At 70.5% G+C, this 26815-nt stretch carries 27 protein-coding genes, 2 tRNA genes, 1 pseudogene and 1 riboswitch; of the genes and pseudogenes, 15 read left to right on the forward strand and 15 right to left on the reverse strand.

Annotation, left to right across the window (positions count from 1 at the left end):
* Positions 1 to 44 precede the first annotated feature (44 nt).
* Positions 45 to 1811 carry a helicase-associated domain-containing protein gene (locus J8G10_RS14350; protein ID WP_251446238.1) on the reverse strand — a complete coding sequence of 589 codons (1767 nt, stop codon included), beginning with the start codon at positions 1809 to 1811 and terminating at the stop codon, positions 45 to 47.
* A gap of 21 nt (positions 1812 to 1832) precedes the next feature.
* Entirely contained in the window at positions 1833 to 2108 is a 276-nt protein-coding gene (locus J8G10_RS14355) for a multidrug ABC transporter ATPase (RefSeq protein ID WP_251446241.1), read from the reverse strand.
* A gap of 115 nt (positions 2109 to 2223) precedes the next feature.
* Here J8G10_RS14355 and J8G10_RS14360 point away from each other — a divergent pair, with 115 nt between their 5' ends.
* Both J8G10_RS14360 and J8G10_RS14365 read left to right on the forward strand, forming a co-directional pair.
* The gene (locus J8G10_RS14360; RefSeq protein WP_251446244.1) at positions 2224 to 2604 is read left to right on the forward strand and encodes a cold-shock protein; all 381 of its coding nucleotides are present in this window, start codon (positions 2224 to 2226) and stop codon (positions 2602 to 2604) included.
* Complete coding sequence (locus tag J8G10_RS14365) at positions 2597 to 3310, forward strand: DUF3027 domain-containing protein (protein WP_251446247.1); 714 nt, start codon at positions 2597 to 2599, stop codon at positions 3308 to 3310. Before J8G10_RS14360 ends, J8G10_RS14365 begins: the two co-directional genes overlap by 8 nt.
* Before the next feature lie 145 nt (positions 3311 to 3455).
* Here the strand turns inward: J8G10_RS14365 and serC are convergent, their stop codons facing one another.
* The gene (gene serC / locus J8G10_RS14370; protein ID WP_251446250.1) at positions 3456 to 4568 is read right to left on the reverse strand and encodes a phosphoserine transaminase; all 1113 of its coding nucleotides are present in this window, start codon (positions 4566 to 4568) and stop codon (positions 3456 to 3458) included.
* Between the two features lie 209 nt (positions 4569 to 4777).
* On the opposite strand from serC, the gene J8G10_RS14375 reads away from it, so the two are divergent.
* The 7 genes from J8G10_RS14375 to J8G10_RS14405 all read left to right on the forward strand — a co-directional run bounded on the left by J8G10_RS14375 (position 4778) and on the right by J8G10_RS14405 (position 10550).
* Positions 4778 to 5470, forward strand: a complete 693-nt coding sequence (locus tag J8G10_RS14375) for a metal-dependent transcriptional regulator (protein WP_251446253.1) — start codon at positions 4778 to 4780, stop codon at positions 5468 to 5470.
* A 301-nt stretch (positions 5471 to 5771) separates the two neighbouring features.
* On the forward strand, positions 5772 to 6578 hold the full coding sequence (locus J8G10_RS14380; protein WP_251446256.1) for a M23 family metallopeptidase: 807 nt from the start codon (positions 5772 to 5774) through the stop codon (positions 6576 to 6578).
* 342 nt (positions 6579 to 6920) lie between these two features.
* Positions 6921 to 7715, forward strand: coding sequence for a M23 family metallopeptidase (locus J8G10_RS14385; RefSeq protein WP_251446259.1), 795 nt, complete (start codon positions 6921 to 6923; stop codon positions 7713 to 7715).
* Positions 7716 to 8079: 364 nt separating this feature from the next.
* Positions 8080 to 8577 carry an HNH endonuclease gene (locus J8G10_RS14390; protein ID WP_251446262.1) on the forward strand — a complete coding sequence of 166 codons (498 nt, stop codon included), beginning with the start codon at positions 8080 to 8082 and terminating at the stop codon, positions 8575 to 8577.
* Between the two features lie 31 nt (positions 8578 to 8608).
* Positions 8609 to 8682 (forward strand) — tRNA-Arg (locus tag J8G10_RS14395).
* Between the two features lie 184 nt (positions 8683 to 8866).
* Positions 8867 to 9550, forward strand: a complete 684-nt coding sequence (locus J8G10_RS14400) for a DsbA family oxidoreductase (protein WP_251446265.1) — start codon at positions 8867 to 8869, stop codon at positions 9548 to 9550.
* 70 nt (positions 9551 to 9620) lie between these two features.
* Positions 9621 to 10550, forward strand: a complete 930-nt coding sequence (locus J8G10_RS14405) for an NADP-dependent oxidoreductase (protein WP_251446268.1) — start codon at positions 9621 to 9623, stop codon at positions 10548 to 10550.
* Between the two features lie 88 nt (positions 10551 to 10638).
* Here J8G10_RS14405 and J8G10_RS14410 read toward each other — a convergent pair whose 3' ends face one another.
* The 5 genes from J8G10_RS14410 to J8G10_RS14430 form a co-directional block, all read right to left on the reverse strand.
* Positions 10639 to 11088, reverse strand: a complete 450-nt coding sequence (locus J8G10_RS14410; RefSeq protein ID WP_251446271.1) for a helix-turn-helix domain-containing protein — start codon at positions 11086 to 11088, stop codon at positions 10639 to 10641.
* 213 nt (positions 11089 to 11301) lie between these two features.
* Complete coding sequence (locus J8G10_RS14415) at positions 11302 to 11646, reverse strand: Lsr2 family protein (protein ID WP_251446274.1); 345 nt, start codon at positions 11644 to 11646, stop codon at positions 11302 to 11304.
* Between the two features lie 54 nt (positions 11647 to 11700).
* The gene (locus tag J8G10_RS14420; protein ID WP_251446277.1) at positions 11701 to 12027 is read right to left on the reverse strand and encodes a multidrug efflux SMR transporter; all 327 of its coding nucleotides are present in this window, start codon (positions 12025 to 12027) and stop codon (positions 11701 to 11703) included.
* An 11-nt stretch (positions 12028 to 12038) separates the two neighbouring features.
* Positions 12039 to 12103: riboswitch (guanidine-III (ykkC-III) riboswitch) on the reverse strand.
* A 60-nt stretch (positions 12104 to 12163) separates the two neighbouring features.
* Entirely contained in the window at positions 12164 to 13018 is an 855-nt protein-coding gene (locus J8G10_RS14425; protein ID WP_251446280.1) for a LuxR C-terminal-related transcriptional regulator, read from the reverse strand.
* Between the two features lie 129 nt (positions 13019 to 13147).
* Positions 13148 to 13705, reverse strand: coding sequence for a methylated-DNA--[protein]-cysteine S-methyltransferase (locus tag J8G10_RS14430; RefSeq protein WP_251446283.1), 558 nt, complete (start codon positions 13703 to 13705; stop codon positions 13148 to 13150).
* A gap of 200 nt (positions 13706 to 13905) precedes the next feature.
* On the opposite strand from J8G10_RS14430, the gene J8G10_RS14435 reads away from it, so the two are divergent.
* Both J8G10_RS14435 and J8G10_RS14440 read left to right on the forward strand, forming a co-directional pair.
* Positions 13906 to 17565, forward strand: a complete 3660-nt coding sequence (locus J8G10_RS14435) for an AAA family ATPase (RefSeq protein ID WP_251446286.1) — start codon at positions 13906 to 13908, stop codon at positions 17563 to 17565.
* A complete protein-coding gene (locus J8G10_RS14440; RefSeq protein WP_251446289.1) occupies positions 17558 to 17779 on the forward strand; it encodes a hypothetical protein in 222 nt (73 codons plus the stop codon). The genes J8G10_RS14435 and J8G10_RS14440 overlap by 8 nt, the downstream gene beginning before the upstream one ends.
* Positions 17780 to 17843: 64 nt before the next feature.
* On the opposite strand, the gene mscL is transcribed toward J8G10_RS14440, so the two are convergent.
* From mscL to J8G10_RS14455, 3 genes are read right to left on the reverse strand one after another with little or no spacing between them, the layout of a single operon-like run.
* Entirely contained in the window at positions 17844 to 18257 is a 414-nt protein-coding gene (mscL, locus tag J8G10_RS14445) for a large conductance mechanosensitive channel protein MscL (protein ID WP_251446291.1), read from the reverse strand.
* Between the two features lie 27 nt (positions 18258 to 18284).
* Positions 18285 to 18560: an FmdB family zinc ribbon protein gene (locus tag J8G10_RS14450; protein ID WP_251446294.1), complete on the reverse strand. Its 276-nt coding sequence runs from the start codon at positions 18558 to 18560 to the stop codon at positions 18285 to 18287.
* A 30-nt stretch (positions 18561 to 18590) separates the two neighbouring features.
* Entirely contained in the window at positions 18591 to 19181 is a 591-nt protein-coding gene (locus tag J8G10_RS14455) for a 5-formyltetrahydrofolate cyclo-ligase (RefSeq protein WP_251446297.1), read from the reverse strand.
* 73 nt (positions 19182 to 19254) lie between these two features.
* Between J8G10_RS14455 and galU the strand changes: the two genes are divergently transcribed.
* The gene (gene galU, locus J8G10_RS14460; RefSeq protein WP_251446300.1) at positions 19255 to 20151 is read left to right on the forward strand and encodes a UTP--glucose-1-phosphate uridylyltransferase GalU; all 897 of its coding nucleotides are present in this window, start codon (positions 19255 to 19257) and stop codon (positions 20149 to 20151) included.
* Positions 20152 to 20158: 7 nt separating this feature from the next.
* Entirely contained in the window at positions 20159 to 20785 is a 627-nt protein-coding gene (locus J8G10_RS14465; protein ID WP_251446303.1) for a GNAT family N-acetyltransferase, read from the forward strand.
* A gap of 163 nt (positions 20786 to 20948) precedes the next feature.
* Here the strand turns inward: J8G10_RS14465 and J8G10_RS14470 are convergent, their stop codons facing one another.
* The gene (locus J8G10_RS14470; protein WP_251446306.1) at positions 20949 to 22334 is read right to left on the reverse strand and encodes an MFS transporter; all 1386 of its coding nucleotides are present in this window, start codon (positions 22332 to 22334) and stop codon (positions 20949 to 20951) included.
* A 238-nt stretch (positions 22335 to 22572) separates the two neighbouring features.
* Between J8G10_RS14470 and J8G10_RS14475 the strand changes: the two genes are divergently transcribed.
* Positions 22573 to 23466: a hypothetical protein gene (locus J8G10_RS14475; protein ID WP_251446309.1), complete on the forward strand. Its 894-nt coding sequence runs from the start codon at positions 22573 to 22575 to the stop codon at positions 23464 to 23466.
* 84 nt (positions 23467 to 23550) lie between these two features.
* Positions 23551 to 23626, forward strand: a tRNA-Ala gene (locus J8G10_RS14480).
* A gap of 688 nt (positions 23627 to 24314) precedes the next feature.
* On the opposite strand, the pseudogene J8G10_RS19640 reads toward J8G10_RS14480, so the two are convergent.
* From J8G10_RS19640 to J8G10_RS14495, 3 genes and pseudogenes are all read right to left on the reverse strand, one after another.
* Positions 24315 to 25487, reverse strand: a pseudogene (locus tag J8G10_RS19640) (recombinase family protein); the annotation flags it as partial.
* On the reverse strand, positions 25471 to 25902 hold the full coding sequence (locus tag J8G10_RS14490) for a hypothetical protein (RefSeq protein WP_251446315.1): 432 nt from the start codon (positions 25900 to 25902) through the stop codon (positions 25471 to 25473). The gene J8G10_RS14490 and the pseudogene J8G10_RS19640, both read right to left, overlap by 17 nt.
* Positions 25892 to 26704 (reverse strand): replication-relaxation family protein, encoded by an 813-nt coding sequence (locus J8G10_RS14495; protein WP_251446318.1) that lies wholly within the window; start codon positions 26702 to 26704, stop codon positions 25892 to 25894. Before J8G10_RS14495 ends, J8G10_RS14490 begins: the two co-directional genes overlap by 11 nt.
* Positions 26705 to 26815: the final 111 nt, after the last annotated feature.

Below are 26815 nucleotides of genomic sequence, written 5' to 3' on the forward strand. Positions count from 1 at the left end.
GTCCTCCCCGGGGTGCGGCTCGCTCGGCGCCCCCGGGGTGCGGTTCAGGAAGCCGGATCCTCGATCGCGCGGGTGGAGAGGATCGAGCGGATCGGCAGGGTGCGCTCGACATCGCTCGCCCGGTCGCGTCCGCGCAGACGGCCGCCGCCGAAGCCGGTGACCTCGAGCACGAGCTCGCGCGCGGTGCCGTCGGGCATCGCGACCTCCACGGCGAGGACGGCGCGCTGCTTCGCCGCGTGCTCCAGCTCGCGCTCGAGCCAGGCCGCGTCGGCGTCCTCCTCGCGGGCCGCCCGCAGGCGGGCGATGAGCGCCGCGTACACCTCCGTGTCATCGCGGGCCGCCGGCGCGCTCGCCACCGTGGTGCGCACGGGCCGCTCGACGGCGCCGTCGGCGTCGACGAGCGCGGCGGGGTAGTGCTCATCCGTGAGCGCCCAGAACACCGTGTCGCGGTTCACGCGCGTCGCCAGCACGGCGTCGCCCCGCACGGTCGTCTCCGGCACGAGCCCGAGCGGCCGCAGCGCCTGGTCCACGCCGATCGCCTGCAGCAGATGCTCATCGGCGCTGCGCACCTGAGTGCGGCCGGTCTCCGGATCCGTTCCGACCCGCACCTGTCCGTGCCTGCTGGCGCTCTGCGCGAGCAGGTAGCGCAGCGGCTGTGGCACGCCCGTCAGCGAGATGCCCTCGAGGAAGGCCAGCACGCCCTCCTCGGTCTCCCCGGAGGAGAGCGCCGCGCTCAGGGTGTCCGCCGTGAACCGGTAGGAGGACGCCTGGCTCGCGGACTCCCGCGCCGCCATCGTGCGCAGGCGCAGGTCGAGCGCGGGGAGGAGCGGCCCCGGGGCGATCGCGGTCAGGTCGTTCTGCAGGAAGATCCGGTCCACCTCGGCCGGCACAAAGGCGCTCAGCGGGTGCGGATCCGGATCCGCGCCGAGCCGGGGAGCCCGAGCCCAGGGGGTCTCGGCGCCCGACGCGCTCGTGGCGCCGTCCGGGCCGTCGGCGAGGAGCCCGAGCAGGCGCGCCTGGCGGATCAGCGCGTCGGCGCGGTCCGGCCAGGCCGGATCCCACGGGTGCTCGTCCGCCCAGGAGAGCATCGGCGTCCAGCCGCCCTCGTGCGTCCGCAGCGCGGAGGGCAGCGCCGCGCGGAAGCCGGCGACCAGCCGCGCCCAGCGCTCCGGACCCGCCAGCCGAAGCCAGGCGGCGCCCTCATCCGACAGTCGCAGCGTGCGCTCGACGGCGAGCAGCAAACCCGCCTCGGCGCCGAGCGCCAGCACATCGTCGAGGAGCGCCGGGTCGTCGGGCATCCCGCGTTCGATGAGACGGCGCTTCTCGGACAGCCCGACCGTCCCGCCGGCGAGCAGCGCGAGGGGGCTCTCCTCGGCCAGCAGCAGCGCATCGGCGAGCGTCGCGACCGTGGTGAAGGCCCGCTCGGCCGCACGGGCGACGGCGGCCTCGTCCGGTTCCGGCGCGGGGCCCGTCGGGTGCGGCTCTGCGAGTCCGCGCCCCGCCACGGCGGCGGCGATCGACGGCGGCAGACCGCCGTCCGAGGGCGGGAGCAGGGCGAGGGCGCGCAGCGCGTCCGCTGCGCCGCCGGGGTCGGCTCCCGCCGCAGCGGCCGAGAGGCCGACCGCCTCGGCCTGGGTCAGCCGGGGAAGGGCCTTCGCGACGGAGGACGGATCCAGCAGCGCCTCTGCCGCGTCGAAGAAGTCGTTCCAGGACGCATCGGGACGCACGTCCCGATGACGGAACAGTGCCGCGAGCTGTGCGTCCGTGCGCGCGGACAGCGCCTCGGCGAGAAGGCGCGCGTGGGTGCTCATGGGAGAACAGCTCGCAGGGCGTCAGGAACGCCGGGCTGCGCGGCCTCTCCGCACGGAGCTCATGATGAGCAGCGCGATGATCATGACAAAGGCGATCGGCAGACCCCAGAACGGGAAGACGCCGACGACCGGCCAGGCGCCGTGCGCGAAGTCGGCCTGCTTCATGCCGACCGCGGTGCCGATGATGATCGCGAAGAAGCAGACGACCGAGAGGGCCGCGAGCGTCAGCGCGCCGAAGGTGAGGTACCGGTCGATCGGGCGGATCTCCGGTTCGGGGGCTGGCGGCCGTGTGCTCATCCGTCCCAGCCTACCCGCCCCGCGACCGGTAGGCTGGTGGGTGCGGGCTTCCGCACTCCACCCGATCGGATCCCCCGGATCCTTTCGTCCCGAACGATGCAGCGAGGTTTCTCCCATGCCCACCGGCAAGGTCAGGTTCTACGACGACGAGAAGGGGTTCGGCTTCATCACCACGGATGACGGCCAGGACGTCTTCCTGCACGCCACGTCCCTCCCCGCCGGGTCCGCGGTCAAGGCCGGCACCCGCGTCGAGTTCGGCGTCGCCGACGGCAAGCGCGGCCTGCAGGCGCTGTCGGTCCGCGTGCTCGAAGCCCCGGTCAGCCTCGCCAAGACGAAGCGCAAGCCGGCGGACGACATGGCCGTGATCGTCGAGGATCTCGTGAAGCTGCTCGACGGCATCGGCGGCGATCTTCGCCGTGGCCGCTACCCCTCCTCCAGCCACGGGCGCAAGATCGCGGCCGTGCTGCGCAACGTGGCCGAGGACTTCGATGCCTGAGAGCGACGCCGAGCAGGCGGTGTCCGCGACGGACGCGCCCGTCGTGGACGCCGTCGCCCCCGCGGTCGAGAAGCAGTTCTCGGCCGATGAGCCCGTCGCCGTGCTGCCCGCGAACGAGCGTCTGCTCGGGGCGCGGGATCTGGCGCTCGCCGCCCTGCATGAGATCACTCCGGCGGCGTCGGTCGGACCGGCCGCGGGGTATCTGCCCGAGGTCGACGGCGTGATCTCGCTGCGCTTCGAGAACCGCCTGGGGGGCTACCCGGGCTGGTACTGGACCGTTTCGGTCGCGCAGGTCGGCGACGAGGAGCCGACCGTGCTCGAGGCCGAGCTGCTGCCGGGCGACGGCGCGCTCCTCGCACCGGAGTGGGTGCCGTGGGCCGAGCGTCTCGCCGACTACCGCGCGCACCAGGCCGAGCTCGCCGCCTCGGCGCAGCACGATGCCGCCGAAGGATCCGGGGAGCTTGCCGGCGAGGATCTCGAGGGGGAGTCCGACGTCGACGACCTCGATGAGGACGACCTGGACGACGATCTCGATGAGGACGACGACGCGCCCCGCCTGCACGCGGGCGATCTCGACGGCGTGGACATCGACCAGCTCGACGAGTCCGCGGCGGACGCCGACGACTCCGAGGACGACGACGTCGATGAAGAGGACGACGCCGACGACACCGAAGAGGACGAAGAGGACGACGCCGAGGAGGAGTGAGTCTCCTCCCTCGTGGCCGCGTTTCGTCTCGGTCGCCTGCGGCGTCCTCGCTCAACGACCCCGGTCGGCAGCGCTGCAGGTCGGGGTCGTTGAGCGAGCACCGGCGAAGCCGGAGTGAGACGAAACGCGGTGCTCCGTCCGGGGCTCAGGCGTCCCGGTGCTCCAGCACGTAGTCGATCGAGCGGATGAGCTGACGCACGTCGTCCGGCTCGATCGAGACGAAGGTCGCGATGCGCAGCTGGTTGCGGCCGAGCTTGCGGTACGGCTCGGTGTCGACGATGCCGTTCGCGCGCAGGGTCTTGGCGATCGCGGAGGCGTCGACGGAATCGTCGAAGTCGATCGTGGCGACGACCGGGGAGCGGTCGGCCGGGTCCGCGACGAAGGGGGTCGCGACCGAGGACGCCTCGGCCCAGCGGTAGAGCTCCTGCGACGACTCGTTCGTGCGGCCGGCGGCCCAGGAGAGTCCGCCGTTGCCGTTGATCCACTGCAGCTGGGAGTCGAGGAGGTGCAGCGTGGTCAGTGCCGGAGTGTTCAGCGTCTGATCGAGGCGAGAGTTGTCGAGGGCGTTCTTCAGGCTGAGGAACTCCGGGATGTACCGGTCGGAGGCCGCGATCCGCTCGATCCGCTCGATCGCCGCGGGGGACACCGCGGCGAACCAGAGGCCGCCGTCGGAGCCGAGGTTCTTCTGCGGGGCGAAGTAGTAGACGTCGGTCTCCGTGACGTCGAAGTCGATGCCGCCCGCGGCGCTCGTCGCGTCGATCACGGTGAGCGCCCCCTCTGCGGCGACGCGGCGGATCGGGGAGGCGACGCCCGTGGACGTCTCGTTGTGCGGCCAGGCGTAGACGTCCACGCCCTCGACGACCTCCGCCTCGGCGCGGGATCCGGGCTCGGCGTTGCGGACGTCGGGCGCCTGCAGCCACGGGGTCTTCGCGGCCTTGGCGAACTTGCCGCCGAACTCGCCCGAGACGAGGTTCTGGCTGCGGTTCTCGATGAGGCCGAACGCGGCGGCGTCCCAGAAGGCGGTGGATCCGCCGTTGCCGACGATGATCTCGTAGCCCTCGGGCAGGCGGAACAGCGACGCCAGGCCCTCGCGCACGCTGCGCACGAGACCCTTGACGGGCGCCTGCCGGTGCGACGTGCCCAGCAGGCTCGATCCCACGGCCGCGAGGGCGCTCACCTGCTCCGGGCGGATCTTGGACGGACCGCAGCCGAAGCGGCCGTCGACGGGCAGAAGTTCGCGGGGAATCTCGATCGCCATGCACAGATTCTAGGTGTCGGCGCGGGGGCGCCCGCGACCGTGTGACGCCGCGCGACGGTCCGTGCGCGGGGGAACGAGGATCCTGCGCGGCCAGGCACGCGACCCCCGTCGTGCGCGCCGGGCCCGTGCAGAGCCGGTGCACACCCGCAGAAGGTAGGCTTGCCTAACAGCCAGCGCCTGCAGAGGCGGCACGACCACCAGGGGGATCCATGGCCGATCTGATCGACACCACGGAGATGTACCTCCGCACCATCCTCGAACTCGAGGAGGAGAACATCGTGCCGCTGCGCGCCCGGATCTCCGAGCGCCTCGGGCACTCCGGCCCCACGGTGTCGCAGACGGTCGGCCGCATGGAGCGCGACGGCCTGGTCGTCGTCTCGGAGGATCGCCGCCTCGAGCTGACCGACGCCGGCCGCCGGAAGGCCGTCGACGTGATGCGCAAGCACCGTCTCGCCGAGCGCCTGCTCTCCGACGTGATCGGGCTGGACTGGGCCTACGTCCATGAGGAGGCCTGCCGCTGGGAGCACGTGATGAGCGAGCAGGTGGAGCGGCGCCTGGTCGAGCTCCTCGGGCACCCCACGGAGTCGCCGTACGGCAACCCGATCCCGGGGCTGGACCAGCTCGGCGGCACCCCGGCGCGCACCTTCGACGAGGGCGTCATCGGTCTCGTCGAGCACATGAACACCGCGGGCACCCCGACCGAGGGCACCGTGCGCCGACTCGCGGAGCCGGCGCAGGTGGATCCGGAGCTGCTGGAGCAGCTGCGCGACGCGGGGGTCGTCCCGGGGGCGCGCGGCCGGTTCCGCTTCAACGAGGGTTACGTGCTCATCGAGGTCGACGGCAAGGACGAGGGGCTCGAGCTGCCCGTCGAGCTGGCGTCGCACATCTTCCTCGTCGCCTGAGCGTCGTCGTCGCCGGAGTGCTCCGCGCGGGAGCCGGCGTCCGCCGCAGCCTGGGCATCACCTGAGTGCCGGGCCCGGAATCCGCGGGAAATCAACGTTCAGCGGATCCCTAGGTCGGTGTGACGCGTTCGTGACTTTCCGGTAGCGTCGAAAGGGCCGTCGTCCTACCCGCCGACGGAGTCCACGGCGCTCGCCTCCTCGGTCCGTCGCCGCCGCGGACAGACGTGTGTCCGCGCCCTGTGCGGACCGAACGCACGACGACGGACCGACGCGGCAGCGCGTCGAGGCCGGAGGACAGACTTTGCCTGAGACCACGATCGAGACGAAGACCGCCGCGACGCCCGACCGCTCGCCGGCAGGCTCCCGAGCCGCCGGGCTGGTGCGTCCCGTGCGCACCGTTGCCATCCTGGGTGCCGTCGGCGCGCTCGTCGCCGCCATCGCGCTCCCCGCCTTCGCCTCCGCCAGCGGGCCGGCCACGGCCGCCCCCGTGACCACGGAGCAGCTGGCGGCCGACAACGCGCAGTCCATCGTGGTCGCCTCCGAGGCGACGCAGGCGCCGAGCGCACGCGAGCAGTTCACCGCGACGACTCCCGACGAGATCGAGAAGCGCAAGGCGGAGGAGGCCGCGGCCGCCCGCGCCGCGGCCGCCGCCGCGACCGTGGCGTCGGCCTCGCGCCCCTCCATCGCCGGTCTCGCCCTGGTGGCGCCGGGCTCGGGGGCCGTCCGCTACCCGGTGACGAGCTTCACGCCCGGCGAGGGGCCCGGATCCGGTCGCGGCCATGAGGGCTGGGACATGATCGCGCCCGAGGGCACCCCGATCTACGCCGCGGCCGCCGGCACCGTGACCGCCTCGGCCGAGAGCATCGGCGGGTACGGCGTCTCGATCATGATCATGAGCAACATCAACGGCACCATGGTGGAGACCCGTTACGGGCACATGGTCTACGGGAGCCGGATGGTGCAGGCCGGAGAGCAGGTCTCGGCGGGACAGCTCATCGGCCTGGTCGGGAACACCGGCAACTCCTACGGATCCCACCTGCACTTCGAGGTGCGCATCGGCGGCTCCGTGATCGACCCCGAGCCCTGGCTGGCTGCCAACGCCGGCTGATCCCGTCGCCCGCCGACCGCGGATCCCGTCGCCCGCCGACCGCGGATCCCGTCGCCTGCCGACCGCGGATCCCGTGTGCTCGGGGGCATGCCCGGAGATGTTCCTGGGAATCGAGGGGTGACAGCATCATCACGATCGGGTAACGTCAGGGAGGTCGTCGGCGAGAAGCCCGCCGTCGATCACCGTGGCGGTAGCCTCCCGGTTCGTCACCGTCACGGTCACCCGAGCACGGCGCAGGTCGTCGTGCATGCGAATTCGGACGGACCGGCGCTCGCGCCGAGGCCTGGAGGAAGCCCTGTGGCTGGAGAACTCGAGCAGACCTCGACGTCCGAGACGGCACGCGTGAGAACGCGGGAGAGGTCGGTCGGGCGATCCGTGGTGCGACCGCTGCGCACGGTGGCGATCCTCGCCGCCGTGGGGGCGCTCGTGACGGCGATCGCGCTTCCCGCCCTGGTCACCGGGGCGCCCGCCTCGGCCGGAGCATCCCCGGCCACCGCGCAGCAGCTCGCCGCGCACAACGCGCAGTCCATCGTCGTCGCCTCCGAGGCGACGCAGGCGCCGAGCACGCGCGAGCAGTTCACCGCCACCACGCCCGACGAGATCGCGAAGAAGAAGGCCGACGAAGAGGCCGCACGCGCCCTCGAGGCCGCCAAGGCCGCCGCCCTCGCGTCCCTCTCGTCGCCGACCACTGCTTCGGTCCGCACGAGCATGCCGTCCATCGCCCTGCCCGGACAGGTGATCTACCCGATGGCGGCCGGCAGCTACACGCTGAGCGACGGCTTCGGTGCCGCCCGGACCGGCCGCAGCCACATGGGACAGGACTTCGCCGCGCCGATCGGCACCCCCATCTACGCGATCTCGGACGGCTGCGTGCAGATCTCGCAGAGCGACTACGGCGGGTACGGCGACACGGTCCAGATCTCCCACCCGGCCCTCAGCGGCTCGGGTGCGCTCTCCACGCTGTACGGCCACATGAGCTACCGTGCGGTCTCCGTCGGGCAGTGCGTCACCGCGGGGCAGTACCTCGGCGAGGTCGGCAACACCGGCTGGGTCTCCGGATCCTGTCTGCATTTCGAGGTGCTGATCAACAACACCGAGATCGACCCGCTCGCCTGGCTCCAGGCCAACGTGCTCTGAGCCCGGCGAACGACCGGCACGGGTTCTCCTCGCGTCCTCTCGGCGTGCCCGGAGCCGCGCGGTCGGCGAGCCGACACGGGCGGCGTTCACCGGATGTTCCCCGCCTCGTCGTCGGCCCATGGGTTAGCCTGAGTCCGTCGTCGCAAGGGCGGAGGAACACGATGGGACGAATACCGGGACACCGAACCACGGATGCACTCGGTCGACTCGTCCTTCGGCATTGCCCGCTGGATCTGCACGGATCACCCGTGCGCTCACGGCGCTGTCTCTCGTAGACAGCGCCGTTTTCGTATCCAGCGGACCCTCCGCCTGCGCACGGTCGAGAGCCCGGGAAGCCGTCCCGGGCGAATCGAAGGGATGCAGGATGCGCACACTGGTGCTCAACGCAGGGTACGAACCGCTCGCGATCGTGTCGTTCCGACGCGCTCTCGTCCTGGTGATGAACAAGAAGGCGTCGGTCGTCGCATGCGTCGACGACGATCCGGTCTGGGCGGCGAACGCGCGTTTCGACCGGCCCGCCGTGATCGTGCTCAGTCGCTACGTGCGGATGCCGAGAACCCGGTACGCGCCGGTGACGAGACGAGGGGTGCTGCGCCGCGACGGCAACCGCTGCGGCTACTGCGGGAAGTCCGCCTCCACGATCGACCACGTGCTGCCGCGCTCCCGCGGCGGCAAGAACTCCTGGGAGAACCTCGTCGCGTGCTGCCTGCGCTGCAACAACGTCAAGAGCGACCGCACGCCCCAGGAGATGGGGTGGGCGCTCAGGCTCACCCCTGCGCCGCCGCGCGGGACGGGATGGACGGTGCGCGGCTCCGAGCGCACCGACCCCCGCTGGGAGCCCTATCTGGCGATGGCCGCATAGGGCGCACGCCGGATCGTTAGACTGGTGCTGCGCCTTCGTAGCTCAGTCGGATAGAGCGGCCCTCTCCTAAAGGGCAGGTCGCAGGTTCGAATCCTGTCGGGGGCACGAGCAGGAAGGGACCGCCCGGAGGGTGGTCCCTTCCTGCTCTGTCGTCTCCGGCTGCCGAGGCTCCGTTGGCCAGGAGGCCCTGCTCTGTCGTCTCCGGCGGTGGGCGCACTTCAAGGTGCCTTTTGTACGGCTCGACAATCACACTCACAATGGGGTTACGAACAAAGAGTGAGGTGTTGAAGTGGAGCAGAGCAGCGCAGCCGGACAGCGCCCCGTCGTCGTGGAGGTCTGGGCGGACCTCGGGTGCCCCTGGTGCTATGTCGGCAAGCACCGGCTTCAGCGCGCAATCGAAGACCGGCCCGACGCGGGCCGCTTTCAGCTGAGGATCCGATCGTTCGAACTCAACCCGGATTCCCCGAAAGAGCCGGAGCCGATCGCCGCCGTCTTCATGCGCAAGCACGGAGGTGATCCTGCGGTCGTCCTCGAGGCGGAGAAGCGCATCCAGGGCATCGCGAAGAGCGAAGGGCTGGCGTTCGACCTCGACCGCATGAACGCCAACACGTTCGACCTGCACCGCGTGATGCACTTCGCCGAGGAGACGGGCAAGGGGCTCGAGTTCTTCTCGCAGGTCCAGGATCGGTTCTTCTCCGGCGAGATCGACCCTTACGATGCGGACGTCGTCGTCGACGTGGCGGAGTCTCTCGGCCTCGACGGCGACCGCGTGAACTCGATCCTCGACGGCGACGAGTTCGCCGATGCCGTCCGCGCCGACGCCTCCGAAGGCGCCGCGCTGGGCGCGCAGGGGGTGCCGTTCATGGTGTTCGGCCGCCGGCTCGCGGTGTCCGGCGCCCAGTCGGTGGCCATCTACGGCCAGGCCCTCGACCAGGTGGTCGGACTGCTCTCGTCCGAGAATCCGGGGGCGTGACCGAGCAGGCCCCGGTCTCTGCGTCCCCTTGCCTCACCTCCTACCCGATCCCACGAAAGGAGCCACGCCCATGCGCGCTCTGCAGATCACCGAGTACGGCGACAACAGCGTCCTGACCATCGCCGAGGTGGCGCTACCAGCCCCCGTCGCCCGACAGGTCCTCATCGATGTCGAGGCCGCGGCGCTGAACCCGCTCGATGCGACGCTCCGCGCCGGATACGCCCAGGCGCTCATGCCTCTGCGGTTCCCCGCGACCCTCGGCGGCGATGTGGCGGGCGTGGTCGCCGGCGTCGGGCCGGACGTGACCGAGTTCGCCGTCGGCGACCGCGTCTACGGCAACGCGTACACGCTGCTGGGAGGCAGCGGTGCGATCGCCGAGCAAGCCCTTGTCCAGGCCGATAATCTCGCACCGATCCCCGTGGGCCTGGACTTCGTCGATGCCGCGTCGATGCCGGTTGCCGGAACGACCGCCGTCGAGGCGATCGATCACAGCCTGAAAGTGCAGCCCGGGCAGCGGGTCTTCATCAGCGGTGGCTCGGGCGCCGTCGGTTCGGCAGCCGTCCAGCTGGCCAAGCACCTCGGTGCCTACGTCGCCACCACCGCCAGCGGAGACGGTGTCGACCTCGCCCGCGCGCTGGGCGGAGACGAGGTGTTCGATCACGCGAGCAGTGACTTCTCCGAGCATCTCAGCGACTTCGACGCCGTCCTCGACGGTGTGGGCGGCGCCTCTCTGGACAAGGCCTACGGCATCCTCAGGCGCGGCGGCACGCTCGTCAGCGTCAGTGGTGAGATCGACCAGGCCCAGGCGGACCAGCGGGGGCTGACGGTCATCAGACAGGGCGCGCAGTCCGACGGCGTCCTGCGCGAGCTCACCGCGTACCTCGCCGATGGCGTGATCACTCCACGAGTGGGGCGCATCTACCCCTTGGAGGAGGCAGCGGCCGCCTTCGCGGCCCTGGAGAACCGCAGCGTGCGGGGCAAGATCGTCATCGTGCCCTGACCACCCGCCGTCAGGCGAGCCCCGGATGGCGTGTTCGGAGGACGCCCTCCAGGTCCGCAGGCCCAGGTCAGCAGGCGCGCGCGCACGCTCACCCGAGCGCCGCCGACGGGTCGGAGGAGTGGGGGCTGCGGTCCGCGGCGGTCTTCTCGCGTCCGACGCCGGTCAGCTCGTGCGCACGTCGGCTGGCGGCGACGTCCTCGTGATGGCTGGCCGCCCAGCCGGCGAGCGTCATCACGGCCTCCAGCAGCGAGCGGCCGAGCGTGGTCAGGGCGTACTCGACCCGTGGCGGCACCTCGGCGTATGCGGTGCGCGTGACCAGACCGTCGCGTTCCAGGGCCTTCAGCGTCACCGTGAGCATTCGCTGGGAGATGCCGGGAATGCTCGCCTGCAGGTCGGAGTAACGCAGCGGTCCGGATCCCAGGGTGCTGATGATCAGGACCGTCCACTTCTCCCCGATCCGATCGAGCACCTCGCGGATGAACGTGCTCTCCTCCGGCCATGCCTGGCACGGCCCGCTGATCGTCTTGGCCCTGGCCATCTCGCACACCCTTCATCCCGGAATGGCTGCAGACCGTCCGGTCTGCTACCGCACTACAAGTATGTGACCAGGACGGAACAGGAACGCGCTCCCTCACCAGATCTCCGAAGGCCGCGGCCTCGTGTCGCATTCCCCGGCGGGAGGCAACGGAAAGGGGTCATCCCGCGGGATGACCCCTTTCCGCTGCGTATCGCGGACTGCTTCTTATCGCGGTCAGTGCGCGGCGCGGTACGCCGCGACCACGTCGGCCGGGATGCGGCCGCGCTCGGAGAGCTTGTGGCCGTTCTCGCTGGCCCAGGCCCGGATCGACGCGGTCTCCGGGTTGCGGTTGGGACGCTTGGACGCGGCGGAGGGACGGCCACCGCCGACCCGCTGCGTGCGTCGTGCGGATGAGATGTAGGACGCGAGCGCGGCGCGCAGTTCTGCCGCGTGCGCGCTGGTCAGGTCGATCTCATAGGCGGATCCGTCGAGCGAGAAATGCACGGTCTCGCCTTCTCCGACCTCGAGAACCGTGCCGTCGATATCGTCGACGAGCTGATGAACGATTTTGCGTGCCATGTCGACAAACCTACGGGCAGGAAATGCGCTTGGCAATCATTGGAATGCGGAATGTCAGGAATGACCGGGGTCGATGAGTTTCAGCCCGATAATGCATCCCACCAATCCGAGGATGAGCAGGATCCGGATCCAGGAGACATCCGAATCGCCGGTGATCATTGCCCAGATCACCGTGAGGGAGGCGCCGATTCCGACCCAGATCGCATAGGCGGTGGCGGTCGGGATCTCGCGCATCGCCCAGCCCAGTCCGAACATCGATGCCGCGAGGCCGACGACGAAGACGACCGTCGGCCACAGTCTGGTGAAGCCCTCGGATTTGCCGAGCGCCGTCGCCCAGACGGCTTCGCACATTCCCGAGATGATGAGCACGATCCACGCCATGGCGGGCCTCCTGAGAGCCAGTCTTTTCGCTGTCCGGGTACTGGCCCGCCTCGTCCGGGTGCGCAATGCGCTGTGTTCAGGATAGCGAGCGCACCTGTGCAGGAGCAGGGCAGGATCGTTCCGCAGTCGGCGACGTTCAGGGAATCAGGCCGTCGCGACGTGCCCGTGCCACGGCCGCATGCCGGGTCGGAGCATCGAGTTTCGCCATCGCAGTGCCGAGGTACGCCTTCACCGTGGATTCGCGCAGTCCCAATTCTTCGGCGATCCCCGCATTCGTCTGCCCGAGGGCCGCGCAGGCGAGCACATCGAGTTCCCGCGGCGAGAGACGCACTTCGGAGGTGCTCGGCGGGCGCGCGGACGAGGCGAGCGCGAGCAGTCGGCGTTCGACGTCGCCGATGCGCGCGCGCACGCTCGTGTCCTGCACCAGGGCCGCGATCGAGCGCAGCTCGGCGAAGCTCTCGCGCAGCTCTTCACGATGAGCCGGGGTCAGCGTCGGCGGGGGAGAGGGGGCGCTGGTCGTGCGCACGCGGCGCTCGACCTCTTCGCGGATGCGCAGCTCGACCGCCAGCGCGTCCGCGATCTGCATCGCCGGGGCTGTCGCGACCCCGTCGGAGGACGGCTCGTCCCACGAGCCGGCGTACAGCACGCCGCGCGGACGACCCGAGACGACCACCGGGATCGCCAGCAGGGTGCGCAGGCCCTCGCCGAGCACGTATCCGTCGTAGTCGTGGGTGATCTGCTGCGACGAGCCATAGTCGTGGGTCATCCGCGGGCGCAGCTCGGTCATCGCCCGTCCGCCGAGTCCCCGCTGCGGCTGGACGCGCAGACCTTCGAGGCTGCGGGTGCGGGAGCCGACGATCGACGTGACCGGCACCTCGCCGTCGGAGAGCAGCCCGCCGAACGCGACCGGGAAGCGGGTGCGGCGGATCAGCTCGCGCACGGCCTGCGCGACCAGATCCGCATCGGATCCGACTGTCTCGAAGGTGCTCACCGACTACCAGCTTCCGGAGGCGACGTCTACGTCTGCGTCCTTTGTCGCGTCGACGCTATCACCTGGCCGGGAGGAGCATCGAGCCCTCGCCCTCCCGCTTGCGGACCGGGTCGCGTCCGCCCCGGCGGCCTACACGCCGGGGCGGACGCCGTCCACGGGCGGGCGGCGCTTGGCGGCGTCGGCCTCGAGGTCCAGGAGGTATCGCTTGCGTTCCGGGTGCGCGCCGTACTCGCCGGGGGAGCCGTCGGCGCGCACCACCCGGTGCACGGGCACCACGATCGAGAACGGCGTGTTCCGGCACGCCGTGCCGACGGCCCTGGCCGCCCCCGGGCTGCCCGCGAGCGCCGCCACCTCGCCGTAGCTCGCGCTCTCGCCCCAGGGGATCTCGCACACCGCCTGCAGCGCGCGGCGCGTGAAGCCGTGCGCGAGCCGCCAGTCGAGCGTCAGCTCAGCATCGAAGTGCACGGGCTCGCCGTCGAAGTAGGCGCGCAGCAGCTCGTCGACCTCGGCGCCGGCCCCCGGATCCGGCTCGGGCAGGGCGTGCAGCATCCGCGAGACGGCTTCGAGCGCCCAGGGCGAATCGCGGTGCATCCCTTCCGGGAGGTCGAACGAGACCAGGCCGTCGTCGGAGAAGACGAGAAGGGCGTCCCCGAACGGGGTGTCGGCGAAGTCGTAGCGGAAGCTCATGTCCCCATCCTCGGTCACGTCGCCGACGGGGGCAGCGGAGGAGGCGCAATCGGTGCACTGAAACCGGAAAAGGCCCGCTGTGGAGGAAGAAAGCGGCTGAATCCGGCAAAACCCAGCGGATCAGACGACTCCATCCGCCCGACACGCCTAGTCTTTGTCGTGTGTGGCGACGTGACGGGAAGAACGCGGAGGAGAAGTCCGTGACGCCCGGCGACGTCGACGTGGCGGAGCCGGGAGTGCGCGTCGCCCATGCGGCGACGACCGAGCGCGCACGTCTGCGCGCCGAGGCGGCCCAGCTCGGCGGCCCCTCGCCGCTGACCGCGTACCGCGACGTCTCGGCGAGCGGGATCGACATCTCCCGCGCCCATCCCGGCAGCCTGCCGCAGTTCATCACCGGCCGCTCCACCCTGCTGTCGAACCTGTTCCGGGACGAGGTGGGCCTGCGTAACGCGCGACTCGCGGCCGATCGGATCACCGCGAAGAACACCGAGCTGCGGACCGTGCGCGGGCTCGACGCGGTGCATCTCGCCGTCGGACTGTGCACCTGGCGCATCGGCGGCGTGGACTACGCCGCGCCGATGCTGCTGCGCCCCCTGGCGATCCGCCGCCACTATGCCGACTACGAGCTGAAGCTGCACGGTCAGTTCTTCCTCAACCCGGAGCTGGTGCGCATCGCGCGCGACCATTTCGGCATCACCATCGACGACGCCCGGCTCGCCGCCCTCGCCTATCAGAACGGGGTGTTCGCGCCCCAGCCGGCGATCGACATGCTGCGCGCGGCGACGAAGTCCGTCGACACGTTCTCCGTCCAGCCCCGGATGGTGGTCTCGACGTTCGCGGACGTGGGCACCGCGATGGCCCGCGACGCGCACGATCTCGACCACCCCATGCTCAACGCCCTCGCCGGCCATGCGGCCGACCGGGAGCGCGTCACCGCTCCCGGCCCGATGCCGTCGACGGCGGGCCCCGACGACCGGGCCCCCGCCTCGGACAACCTGCTCCTCGATGCGGATCACGAGCAGGAGCAGGTGCTCGCCCGCATCGCCGCGGGCCATTCGCTCACCGTGTCGACGCTGCCCGGCACCGGCGGCACCCAGACCGTCATCAACGCGATCGGCGAGCTCGTGCGCGCCGGGCGTCGGGTGCTCGTCGTCTCTCCGCGCCGCTCCACGCTCGACGGCGTGCGGCACCGCCTCAGCGGCATCGGCCTCGACGGCTTCGCGGTGTCGCCGGCGTCGGTGCGCCGCGACCTCGTGCGGGCGATCGGGCGCAACGAGAAGGCCGCCGCGCCCAAGCTCGCCGAGATCGACGACGCCCTGCTGCGGTTGCGCACCGTGCTGCGCGACTACCGGCGCGCACTCACCGAGAAGGATCCGGCTCTGGGAGCCAGTGTGCTGGATGCCACCCGGATGCTGACCCGGCTCGCCCTGCTCCCCACGCCGCCGACCACAACGGCGCGCCTCGGGCGCGCGGCGCTGCAGAGCCTCGCGGAGGATCGGTCGCAGGCCGCCGAAGCCCTCGCGCAGGCCGCGCGACTCGGCGAGTTCCGCTTCGGCCCGGACGACTCGCCCTGGTACGGGGTGGTGTTCTCGTCCTCGGACGAGGCCCACCGCGTGCACGCGCTCGCGGAGAGCCTGCATGCCCGCACGGTGCCGGATCTGCTCGAGCAGGGGTATGAGCTCGTCGCGCAGACACGGATGCGTCCGTTCGCGACGATCGCCGAGTTCGGCGAGTACCTGCAGCTGCTGCGCGGCGTGCGCGACTCCCTGGACCGTTTCACGCCCGCGGTGTTCGAGCGGCCGCTGGGTGAGCTGATCAAGGCGCACGGCAGCAGGCGGGACGCCCCGACGATGACCGGCGCGAACCGCCGGCGCCTCCGTCAGCTCGCCAAGGAGTACGTGCGCCCCGGCGCGCACGTGGGGGATATGCACGAGGCGCTCAGCCGCATCCAGGCGCAGCGCACCGAATGGCAGCGCTACGTCGACGCGGGGGTCGCCCCGGAGGTGCCGCTCGGGCTCGCCGACGCGTCGGCCGCCTGGCGCGACGTCGATGCGCAGCTCGCCGAACTCGACACCGCGCTGGGGCGGCGGGAGCCGCTCTCGGCGCTGCCGGTGGCGCGCCTGCTGCGGACGCTCGCGGGACTCGCGGCGAGATCCGACGTGTTCGAGAACCTCATCGAGCGGGCCCGGATCCGTGACGAGCTCGCCGCGCTCGGCCTCGAGCCGCTGCTGCTGGACCTCTCGACGCGCCATCTGTCCGAGGACCGGGTCGGCGCCGAGCTCGAGTACGCCTGGTGGCAGTCGCTGCTCGAGCAGGCGCTGCGGCAGAACCGCTCGCTGCTGGGCGCGAACACCTCGGTCGTCGATCAGCTGGAGCGCGATTTCCGCCTCGTCGACGAGGCGCACGCCGGTGCGGCGGGCCCGCTGCTGGCCTGGCAGCTGAGCGGCCAGTGGAAGATCGGGATCGTGGACGAGGCCGTGGAGGCGCAGAACCTCCGCCACGCCCTCTCGCAGCACCGCACCACGGTCGCGGAGCTGGTGGCCGCAGCCCCGACGCTCATGCGCGTGCTCGCACCGGTGTGGATCGCGTCTCCCTACCAGGTGCCCGACCTGCCCGACTCCGCCGAGTTCGACACGGTGATCCTCGTCGACGCCGCGGCGATCAACCTGGCCGAGGCGACGCCGGCGATCCGCCGCGCCCGCCAGATCGTCGCGTTCGGCGACCCGGTGCTGCAGAAGCCGACGCCGTTCCAGGTGGCGACCGTGCCCGCCGAGGACCGGGATGACGAGGAGCCCTTCGACGAGGTCTCCGTGTTCGAACGGCTCTCCGAGCTGCTCCCGGTCGTCACCCTCACGCGCAGCTATCGTGCGGGCGGCGAGGATCTCGCCTCCCTCATCAACGACGCGTTCTACGGCGGCGAGATCGCGTCGCTGCCGTGGGCGGGATCCTATCTCGGACGCGGATCGCTGACGGTCGACTACGTGACGGGCGGCGTGGGCATCCCGAACCCGGTGACGGGTGCGATGGAGAGCCCCGAGGCCGAGGTCGCGCGCGTGGTGACCCTCGTCGTCGAGCACGCCGTGCACCGCCCGGCGGAGTCGCTCATGGTGGTCACGGCGAGCCGCACTCATGCGGAGCGGGTGTTCGCGGCCGTGTCCGTCGCCTTCGCCGGCCGCAGCGACGTCGCGGAGTTCGTCGGCCGGGACACGCAGGAGCCGTTCGTCGTGCTGACCCTCGAAGAGGCGGCGGCCGAGAGCCGGGACCGGGTGATCTTCTCCCTCGGGTTCGGCGTCACCAAGCACGGACGCGTGCTCAGCGACTTCGGCGACCTGTCGTCGCCCGACGGCGACCGTCTGCTCACGATCGGCATGACCCGGGCTCGCCGGTCGATGGTGATCGTCTCCTCGATCCGCCCGTCGTCCTTCGACGAGGGGCGTCTCGAGCACGGCGCCGCGACGCTCATGTCGATCCTCGGCGACCTCGCCGGCCACGCGCGCGAAGAACGGGCGGAGGACCAGGCGGATCCGCTCACCCTCGCCCTCGCGCGGGAGCTGCGGCGTCTCGGAATCGCCGTCGACGTCGACTACCGCGGACTGCTGCCGCTGGTCGCCCAGCACGCCGGCAAGGCGGTGGTCATCGAGCCCGACCCCGAGTCCCGCCCCGAGTCGCTCCGCGAGACGCTGCGGTTGCGCCCGCAGGTGCTGCGCCGCCTGGGGTGGCACTACATCCGCGTGCACGCCTTCGATCTGTACAGCGACCCGGCCGGCGTCGCGCGGCGCATCGGCGAGGTGCTCGGGGTGCCGCTGGACGCGCCGCGGGTGGACGGCGACACGCAGCCGCTCGACGTCGGCGATGCCTGAGGGCCCCGAGGCCTCCGACGGACCGGGTCCGGAAGGATCCGGATCCCGCCAGCGGATCGTCCGCGTGCGCGGATCCCGGCGGGCGAAGCTGACACCGGCGCCCGGGACGCACGCGGAACCGGATGAGCGCGACCGCCCCGCGCCGGCGGCGGGTCCGGCGTCCGGCGGCCCGAACGACGACCGGATGCGACGCGAGGTGCCGCCGCACTACTGAGGGCGCCGCCCGCAGACGACGACGCCCCGGTCACCGCGAGGGCGCCGGGGCGTCGAGGAGACGGTCAGGCCGACTTCTGCTTCTCGAGCAGGTCGCGGATCTGGATGAGCAGCTCCTGCTCGCTCGGAAGGGCCTCGGGCTCCTCCGAGACACCGGCCTTGGCGGCCCGGCGCTGGTTGAAGTGGTTCATCGGCATCACGAACGCGAAGTAGACCACGATGGCGACGGCGAGGAAGTTGATGATCGCGCCGATGATCGCACCGAAGGCGAAGGTCGCGGAGCCCCCGAAGAAGCCGGGAACCGTGAGCTTCAGCGCGTTGTCCAGGCTGTCCGCCTTGAAGAACAGGCTGATGAGCGGGTTGACGAGCGATTCGACCACGACGTTGACAATGGCGGAGAACGCGGCGCCGATGACGACCGCGACCGCCAGATCGATCACGTTCCCGCGGAGGATGAACTCCCTGAACCCCTTGATCATGCTTTTTCTCTCCCCTGAACGTCGGCCTCAGGATCCCGAGGCCGGTGCGGAGGCGGGCGCCGGTTTGGCGCTCGCCGTCGACTCCGCCTTCGATGATGCCCCCGCAGACGACGAGGAGCCGGATCCCGCCCGCGAGTCGGTGCGATAGAAGCCCGAGCCGTTGAAGGTCACGCCGATGGATCCGTACTCCTTGCGCAGCCGTCCCTGGCACTCGGGGCACTCGGTGAGGGCGGAGTCGGAGAACGACTGCACGGCGTCGAAGCGGTGCCCGCACGCGGTGCAGGCGTAGGAGTAGGTGGGCATGGGGCCCTCGCAGGTCTCGGTTCGGAAGGATCAGGTCAGGGGGAAGACGACGGTGCGCAGGGGCGTCACCGCGCCGGTGACGGGCTGATCGTGCACGTCGCTCGGCACCTCGTCGAGGATCTCGGAGTCGAACACGATCGCGTAGACGGGCGGGCATCTCTGCATCGAGCCGAGCGTGCGGTCGAAGTAGCCGCGCCCCCAGCCCATGCGCATGCCGGTGCGGTCCACGGCCGCGGCGGGGATCAGGAGCAGGTCGACCTCGTCGAGGGCCATCGGGTTGAGGATCTCGCCGGTCGGCTCCGGGAGCCCGTGCAGACCGGTCGTGATCTCGTCGTCGGAACCGGCCACCGCCCAGTCGAGCAGGCCGTCCTCACGGGTGATCGGCAGCAGCACGCGGATCCCTTCGGCGACCGCCTCGCGGATGAAGGTGCGCGTCCCCGGTTCGGTCGTGGTGGACAGGAAGCAGGAGATCGAGCGGGCCCCGGTCGCGGCCACGAGCGCGTGCAGCCGGGCGGTCAGCGCCGCCTCCGCCGCCGCGCGCTGCGCGTCGGACAGCAGGCCGCGGCGCTCGCGCAGGTCGGCGCGCAGCGCGCGTTTCGCGTGGTCGATGGCGCCCGGCATGATCCCGATTCTACCGGGGCTCGCGCGTGGCGTCCGCGGGTCCCTGCCGGGCCATGCGCCCTAAGCTGAGCAGATGACGAAGGCACGCATCAAGGCCGTGATCCCCGCGGCCGGTCTGGGTACGCGCTTCCTGCCCGCCACGAAGGCGATGCCGAAGGAGATGCTGCCCGTCGTCGACAAGCCGGCGATCCAGTACGTGGTCGAGGAGGCCGTGGCCGCGGGCATCGACGACATCCTCGTCATCATCGGACGCAACAAGAACTCCATCTCCGATCACTTCGATCAGATGCCGGAGCTCGAGGGCAAGCTGACCCAGAAGGGCGACCACCGCCGGCTCGCCCGCGTGGTCGCCTCCAGCGACATGGCCGACATCCACTACCTGCGCCAGGGCGAGCCCAAGGGCCTCGGCCACGCCGTGCTGCGGGCGCGGACGCACGTGGGGGACAGCTCGTTCGCCGTGCTGCTGGGCGACGACCTGATGGATGAGCGCGATCCGCTGCTGACCGAGATGATCGCCGAGCACGAGCGCACGGGCGCTGCCGTGATCGCGCTCATGGAGGTCGACCCCGAACAGATCCACCTCTACGGCACGGCCGCGGTCGACGGCACACCGGAGGGCTCCCCGGGAGACGTCCGGCGCGTGACGGGCCTCGTCGAGAAGCCGGCGCGCGAGGAGGCGCCGTCGAACTTCGCCGTCATCGGCCGCTACGTGCTGCCGGCGGCGATCTTCGACATCCTCGAGCGCACGCCTCCGGGCAAGGGCGGCGAGATCCAGCTCACCGACGCGCTGCAGGAGCTCGCGGCCGACCCGGACGGGCCCGGCGTGCACGGCGTCGTCTTCGGCGGGCGCCGCTACGACACGGGCGACCGCCTGGAGTACATCAAGGCGATCGTGCAGCTCGCCGCCGATCGCGACGATCTCGGGCCCGACCTGCGGGTCTGGCTCAAGGAGTTCGCCGAGGGGATCTGAGCGGCGCATGGACTTCTCGACCCCGATGCGGCATGGGCCGGTGGAGCTGCGGCTCATCCGGCCCAAGGACGCGCGCCCGCTGCAGCACGAACTCGTCACGAACCGCCGCTGGCTGGAGCCGTGGGAGGCGACGCTGCCCGGGCTGCAGACCGGCATCGACATGCGCGTGAGCATCCGGCGGCTGCTGCAGCAGTATCGCGACGGCTCGGGGTACCCGTTCGTCATGGAGTACGGCGGGGCCATCGCCGGGCAGCTCAACATCTGGGGCGTGATGCGCGGCTCCCTGTGCTCGGCGACGATCGGCTACTGGGTGAGCGAGCGCTTCGCCGGGCACGGGATCACCCCCGCCGCCGTCGCGATGGCGACCGATCTCGCCTTCGCCGAACTCGGCCTGCACCGCATCGAGATCTGCCTGCGACCGGAGAACCGCCCCAGCCTGCGCGTCGTCCAGAAGCTCGGCTTCCGCTATGAGGGGCTGCGGCGGCGGTTCATCCACATCGACGGCGACTGGCGCGACCACCTGGCGTTCTCGCTCGTGCGCGAGGACGTCCCCGAGGGCGTGCTGCGACGCTGGGCCGAGGGGCGCGTGCCGGCGGACTGGGCCGCAGTGCCGGAGTCGGATCTGCCGCGCTGAGGCAGATCCGGACGCTGAGCCGCGGACATCGACGCCCCCTCGCAGCATCCTCGCCCCCTCGTATGGCCGTCGGTGCGAGGGGGCACCGATGCCGCGAGGGGGCACCGATGCCGCGAGGGGGCACCGATGCTGCGAGGGGGCATCGGCGAGAGGCGGAGCAGGCTCAGTTCGCGGCGGGCTCCGGTTCGGGCGCCGTCGGATCCGCGGCGGGCCGGCGGATCCCGATCCAGGACACGACACCGCCGATGGCGAACAGGGCGGCGGTGACCATCGTCGCCGTGTGGAAGCCGGCCAGATTCAGGGTGCCTCCGACGATCGTCGACAGCATCGCCACGACGAGCAGCCCGGCGACGCGCGAGACGGCGTTGTTCACGGCCGAGGCGATGCCGGATCTGCTCTCGTCGATGGATCCGAGGATCGCGGAGGTGAGAGGCGCCACCGTCAGCGACAGCCCCACGCCCAGCACGATCATGGCCGGCAGCACCTGCCACCAGTAGTTGAAGCGCTCGGCCACGAGCAGGAGCAGGAGGGTCCCCGCGGCCATGATCAGCGGGCCGGCGGTCATGAACAGCCGGGGACCGAGTCGCCCGGCGAGGCGTCCCGCCCGCGAGCTGAGCAGGATCATCAGGATCGTGATGGGCAGGCTCGCGAGGCCCGCCTCCGTGGCCTTCAGGCCCGCGCCCTGCTGCAGGTAGACGCCGATGACGAAGCCGTTCAGCGAGAGCGCCGCATAGACGAACAGCGTGGACAGGTTCCCCCAGGCGAAATTGCGCACGCGGAACAGCGACAGCGGCATCAGCGGGTGCGGGTGGCGCTGGCGCAGCAGGAAGAGTGCGAGCAGCACGGCGCCGCCGATCCCGGTGAGGAGGATCACGGGGGAGCCCCAGCCCTGGTGCGGCTGCTCGATGAGCGCGTACACGACGCCGCCGAGGCCGATCGCGCAGAGCGCGCCGCTGAGCCAGTCGACCCGGGCGGTGCGTCCCGCCTCGGGCAGGTGCAGGCGCGACAGCAGCACGAGGGTGACGGCGATCGGCAGCACGTTGATGAGGAACACGAAGCGCCAGGACAGCAGGTCGACGAACAGGCCGCCGAGGAGGGGGCCGACCAGCTGCGCGGCCGTCGTGAAGGCCGTCCACACGCCGATCGCCCGCGACTGCACCTCGCCCCGCATGACCGCGGTGATGAGCGCCAGCGAGCTCGGCACCAGCAGCGCGCCCGCGGCGCCCTGCGCCGCCCGCGCGACGATGAGCACGAGCGGGGTGGGCGCTGCGGCGACCGCGATCGACGCGATGCCGAAGGCGACGAGCCCGATCCGCATCACCAGCACCCGCCCGTAGGCGTCCGAGACGGATCCGGCCAGCAGGATGAGCGCGCTGAGGGTGATGAGGTAGGCGTCGACCGCCCACTGCTGCGTGGTGATGCCGCCGCCGAGCTCGCGGCTGATCGCCGGCAGGGCGACGGTCACCACCGTGCCGTCGAGGAAGGTGACGAAGGATGCGAGGACCGCGACCGCGATGACCAGCCGGTGCAGAGGGGTGAACGAGGCCACGGAGCCGACCCTACTCGCCGGAGCGGACGCCGGGGTCGCCGCGCCGGATCCGCGCCGTGCTGACGTCGCGCTCCGCCGTGACGTCTGCAGGACTCCGCGACGCGGGCAGGACCGGATCCGGGATCCGGTCCTGCAGACGTCGCGCGATCCTGCAGACGTCGCGTGTGCCGGCGTTCGCGCACGTCCGCATGCGCGTGTCTGCGGGATCCGGGGCGGGCCCTCGCATACCGTGGAGGGCATGAACGGGCCGGTGCTGAGCGGGGGCGTGATCGTCCTGGTCGCGGCGCTGCTGTGGCTGCTCTACTTTCTGCCGTCCTGGCGGGGGCAGCACCAGTACGACGCCGCCGAGCGCAATGCGCTGCGGCTCAATCGCGCACTGCGGGTGCTGGCCGAGACCAGCGAGGCGCCGCGCGAGGTGCAGCTGGAGCTGAACGCGCGCACAGCGCTGGCGCAGCAGCGGCTCGCACGGCGACTGCAGTCCGACCGCGAGCAGGCGGATCTGCAGCGACTGCGCGAGGAGCTCGCCGCGACGCGCGCGGATCCCGCGTTCCGCCGTGCCCGCGCGCGCCGCCGCACGCGCCTGGTCGCGACCGTGCTCCTCGTCGTGGCGCTCGCCGCGGCGGGTCTCGGCGTGTGGCAGTTCCTCGCGGGCGGATCCTCGCTGTTGCTGTGGATCGCAGGAGCCGTCGTCGTGCTGGCGCTCGGCCTGCTGCAGCGGATGGCGGCGGTCGCGCGCCGTGCCGCTCGACGCGCCGCGCGCGTCGCCGGCGCTCCGGCCGTCTCGGTGCCCGTGCGCGAGGCCGAGCTGCACGATCAGGGACCGCGCACCTGGACGCCGCGCACGCTGCCCGAGCCGCTCGTCTCCGTCACGGGGTCGCGCGCTCATGCCGCCCGCGCCACGATCGACGCGCAGACGCTCGCGCGTGAGGCGGCCCGTGCCGCGGAGCTGCAGCGCAGGGCGGACGAGCTGGCGCCGCCGGCTCCCGTCGAGCTGCCGTCGCCCGCTGCCGCGTCGGCCGATGCCGGGGAGCGGACGGCGGAGGCGTCGCCGTACGCCCGGATGGGCTACGTCGACGACGCCGAGATCGAGGCGCACGTGCGTCGGCTCCTCGCCCAGCGCGCAGCCGGCTGAGTCTCTCCGACACGCCCGGCGGGCGCCGCAGACGCGCTGAGGGCACGCGCGCCGGTGAGCCCGTGTTAGGCTTGTCTGGTTCACGGGCCCATGGCGCAGTTGGTAGCGCGCCTCGTTCGCATCGAGGAGGTCAGGGGTTCAAATCCCCTTGGGTCCACCACGATGCTCTTACTCGAACCCTCGACAAGAGCAATGAACTGATCGGACAGTACGTCCAGGGAGAGCCCGCCGGTTTCGGCGGGCTTTTTCGTTTGCCCCGTGCTGTCGGGGGTGGCGTCGTGCTGTGCGTGTCGTGCCTCGTGGACGAATGCTCGGGTGTCTGGGCTGTAGATGACGTCGAATGGTGCCCGGGAGGTTGCCTCGACATGGTGCTGGCCGTTGTCGTCGGTGGTGACGAGGAGTTTGTCGAAGAGGAGCTGGTTGAACATGCGGCGGATGTGCTCGGGGGCTTGCCGGTAGGTGTTTCCGGCGTGCTGGGCGATGTCGAGTGCGATGCTGATGAGTTCGTCGGCTTCGGCGATATCGGCGGTGAGGTTGCTGAGGCTGCGGTTGGTGGCGGCCAGTTCGGTGTCGAGGCGTTTCTGCTCGGTGCGGAGCATGTCGATGGGGATCGCGTCGTTGTAGTGGGCTTCGAGGAGCTTGCGTTGGCGACGCTCGATGGTCTGCTTCGTGGCCTCGAGTTGTTCTCGTTCAAGGTCGGTGTCGGTGCGAAGCTGCTTCAGTCCGTGCCGGAGGAGTGTTTCGAGGTCGCAGCGGAACTCGGGCGCGAGACTGATGCGGTCGTAGAGATCTTGGATCAGGTCCTCGGCGTGCTCGATCTGGATGGAGCGGAGGGTGCAGTTGGTGCGCTTGGAGTGTCGTCCGAGGCAGGAGTAGTACGGGTAGGTTTCGCCGTGACGGTTCTTCACCACCTGGACGACCATCCGGAAGCCGCAGTGCCCGCAGTAGATCGTGGACTTGAGGTAGTGGTCGTGCTTGATCGACCGTTCGCCGTTGATCTTCTCTTTCAGGATCGTCTGGACCTTCTCGAAGGTTTCGCGGTCGATGAGCGGGGTGTGGCTGCCGGGGTACTCGACGCCTTTGAACGTGGTGATGCCGGTGTAGTAGATGTTGGTGAGCATCGAGTGGACGTGACGGATCTCGACCGGCTTCTCTGCCAGCCGCGCGGTGGGCACTGTTGTCAGTCCTCGCCGGACGAGTTCTTTGGTGAGGGTGCGTACGGAGTGCTCGCCGGTGGCGTAGGCGTTGAACGCCCAGGTGACCAGTGGTGCGCGGTGCTCGTCGACGGTGACGGTGCGGCTCTCGCGGCCGTTTTCGATGGTGCGGGTGTTGAGGTAGCCGATCGGTGCGCGGCTGACGGAGCCGCCGTTCTTGACCTTTTCGCTCATGCCTTTGATGACTTCGTTGGCGAGGTTGCGGGAGTAGAACTCGGCGATCGAGCTCATGATGCCGTGGAGGAGGATGCCGCCGGGGGTCTGGTCGATGTTCTCGCTGGTGGAGATGAGCCGGATGCCGAGTTCGCTGAACCGCTGGTTAAGGGTGACGTCGTCGGCGCGGTTGCGTGCGAGACGGTCCAGCTTGTGCACGATGACGTAATCGATGTTGCTCTGCTCGGCTTCGAGGTAGCGCAGCATTTCTTGGAGCGCGGGGCGGTTGGTGGAGGTGCCGGAGACGCCACGCTCGACGAACTCTTTGACGACCATCGCGCCGACGGCTTGAGCCTTCTTCTTGTTCGCGTCGCGCTGCGCCGGGATCGAGAAGCCTTCCTCCCTGCCGCCGCGTTCCGCTTGCTCGCGCGTCGAGACGCGCAGGTATGAGACGGCTCGCTTCGGGGTGAAGCTCTGAGTGAGCGCAGCGAAGGGGTCTGCGGCGGTGAGCGGGCTGGTGGTGTATGGAGTTGTGGTCATGTTTCCATTGACGCTCTCTTGCCCGTGTGAGTCCAGTGCGAAATCATCCGCCTGGTCAGGGTTTTCCACAGGACGCTGATGTGCACCGGGGTCAGGGCTATCGGATGAAGACATACACTTCACCTCCTCGCTCGTGGAACTCGAAGTCGCCGCGCAGATGCTCGAGCATCGCGGCGCGGTCGAAGACGAGGATGTTGTTCGGGATCGCCCATTCGCGGAGGGTGTGGTCGCGGGCATCAGCCCAGCCGAGGCTTTCGATGAAGTCGTCGATGAACTGGTCGATGCGTTCGTACGAGCCCCAGTGCAGGTTGGTGAAGTCCGACTCCATATCGCGGATGGTCTCGACGCCGTTCCAAACCGAATCGAGGTAGACGTCGAACGCTGTGCCGTGTTCACGGCGGAGCCGGTCGAGCTCGCGGGCTTCGTGCCGTGTCGTCGGCTCGGGCGGTGCGCGTCGTTCGGGGGTCGTTGGCGGAGTTGTTCTGTTTTCGGCGTCAGCGGGTGGGTAAAAATTGTGTTCAGGTTTCATAGGGGGTGTTCTCCTTCCTGGTGTTGTTCTGTTTCGTGAGCGGCGGGCCGTCACGGATGATCTCGGGCAGTTCATCGAGGGTGAGCACGGTGAACATGTCCTGCGGGAGCTCGGCAGCTTCGAGGTGTGCACGCAGTTGTGTTCGACGTTTCGCGGTCGGGACGATCCACAGCACTGCGGGGAACGCGCCGCTGGATCGCTGCTCTGCTCCGCTGCGGCGGTAGCGCACGTATTGTCGGCATTTCGCGATCACCCGGGCGGGGTTCTCCGTGGCGCGGTCGACCTCGATGAAGTAGCGATCCAGATACTCGGTCGTGGTCACGCTCATCAAGAGGTCGGGTCGCAGTGTGAGGCGTTCGCCGTGCGGCCCGAGGTAGTTCCTCCAGCAGGCGGGCTCGGTCTCGACCCGTAGCTCTGCGCCCGGGATCTGCTGGATGGTCTCGTTCGCGATGATCCGGGTTTCGGCGATCGCGAGGAGGTGTTCTAGGAACGTCGTGGAGATGAGGTTCGGTCGCTGTCTCGTGCGGACCTGCCCGGTGACCTGCCGGTAGCCGGTGGTGGTGAGCGCCCAGATAGATGGCGTAGAGCCGCGCTGCCATCCACCGACACGACGCTCCAAGCGCAGCACGTGGCCGTGGTGTTCAAGCTTGGACAGGTGCCGCATCGTCTGCCGTCGTGCAGACCGGGAACTTCCGTAGTGTTCCCTCGTGAGTCTGGCGAGCTGCTCCGTCGTCGCGAACCGCAGCTCGAGCAGATGCGCGAGAAGCTCCTGATAGATCGGATGGTCAAGTGAAGCGGTCATGACTGGAGTCCTCCGCCGATTGGGACGGCCGGGTGACCTGGTATGACCGGGTCAGTCACGTCCCGCTGCCAGCGCCCTGCCCCGCGACGTCCGGCAAGCCCGTGTCTGTTG

The sequence above is a fragment of the Microbacterium sp. USTB-Y genome (assembly GCF_023703415.1).
Taxonomy (GTDB): domain Bacteria; phylum Actinomycetota; class Actinomycetes; order Actinomycetales; family Microbacteriaceae; genus Microbacterium.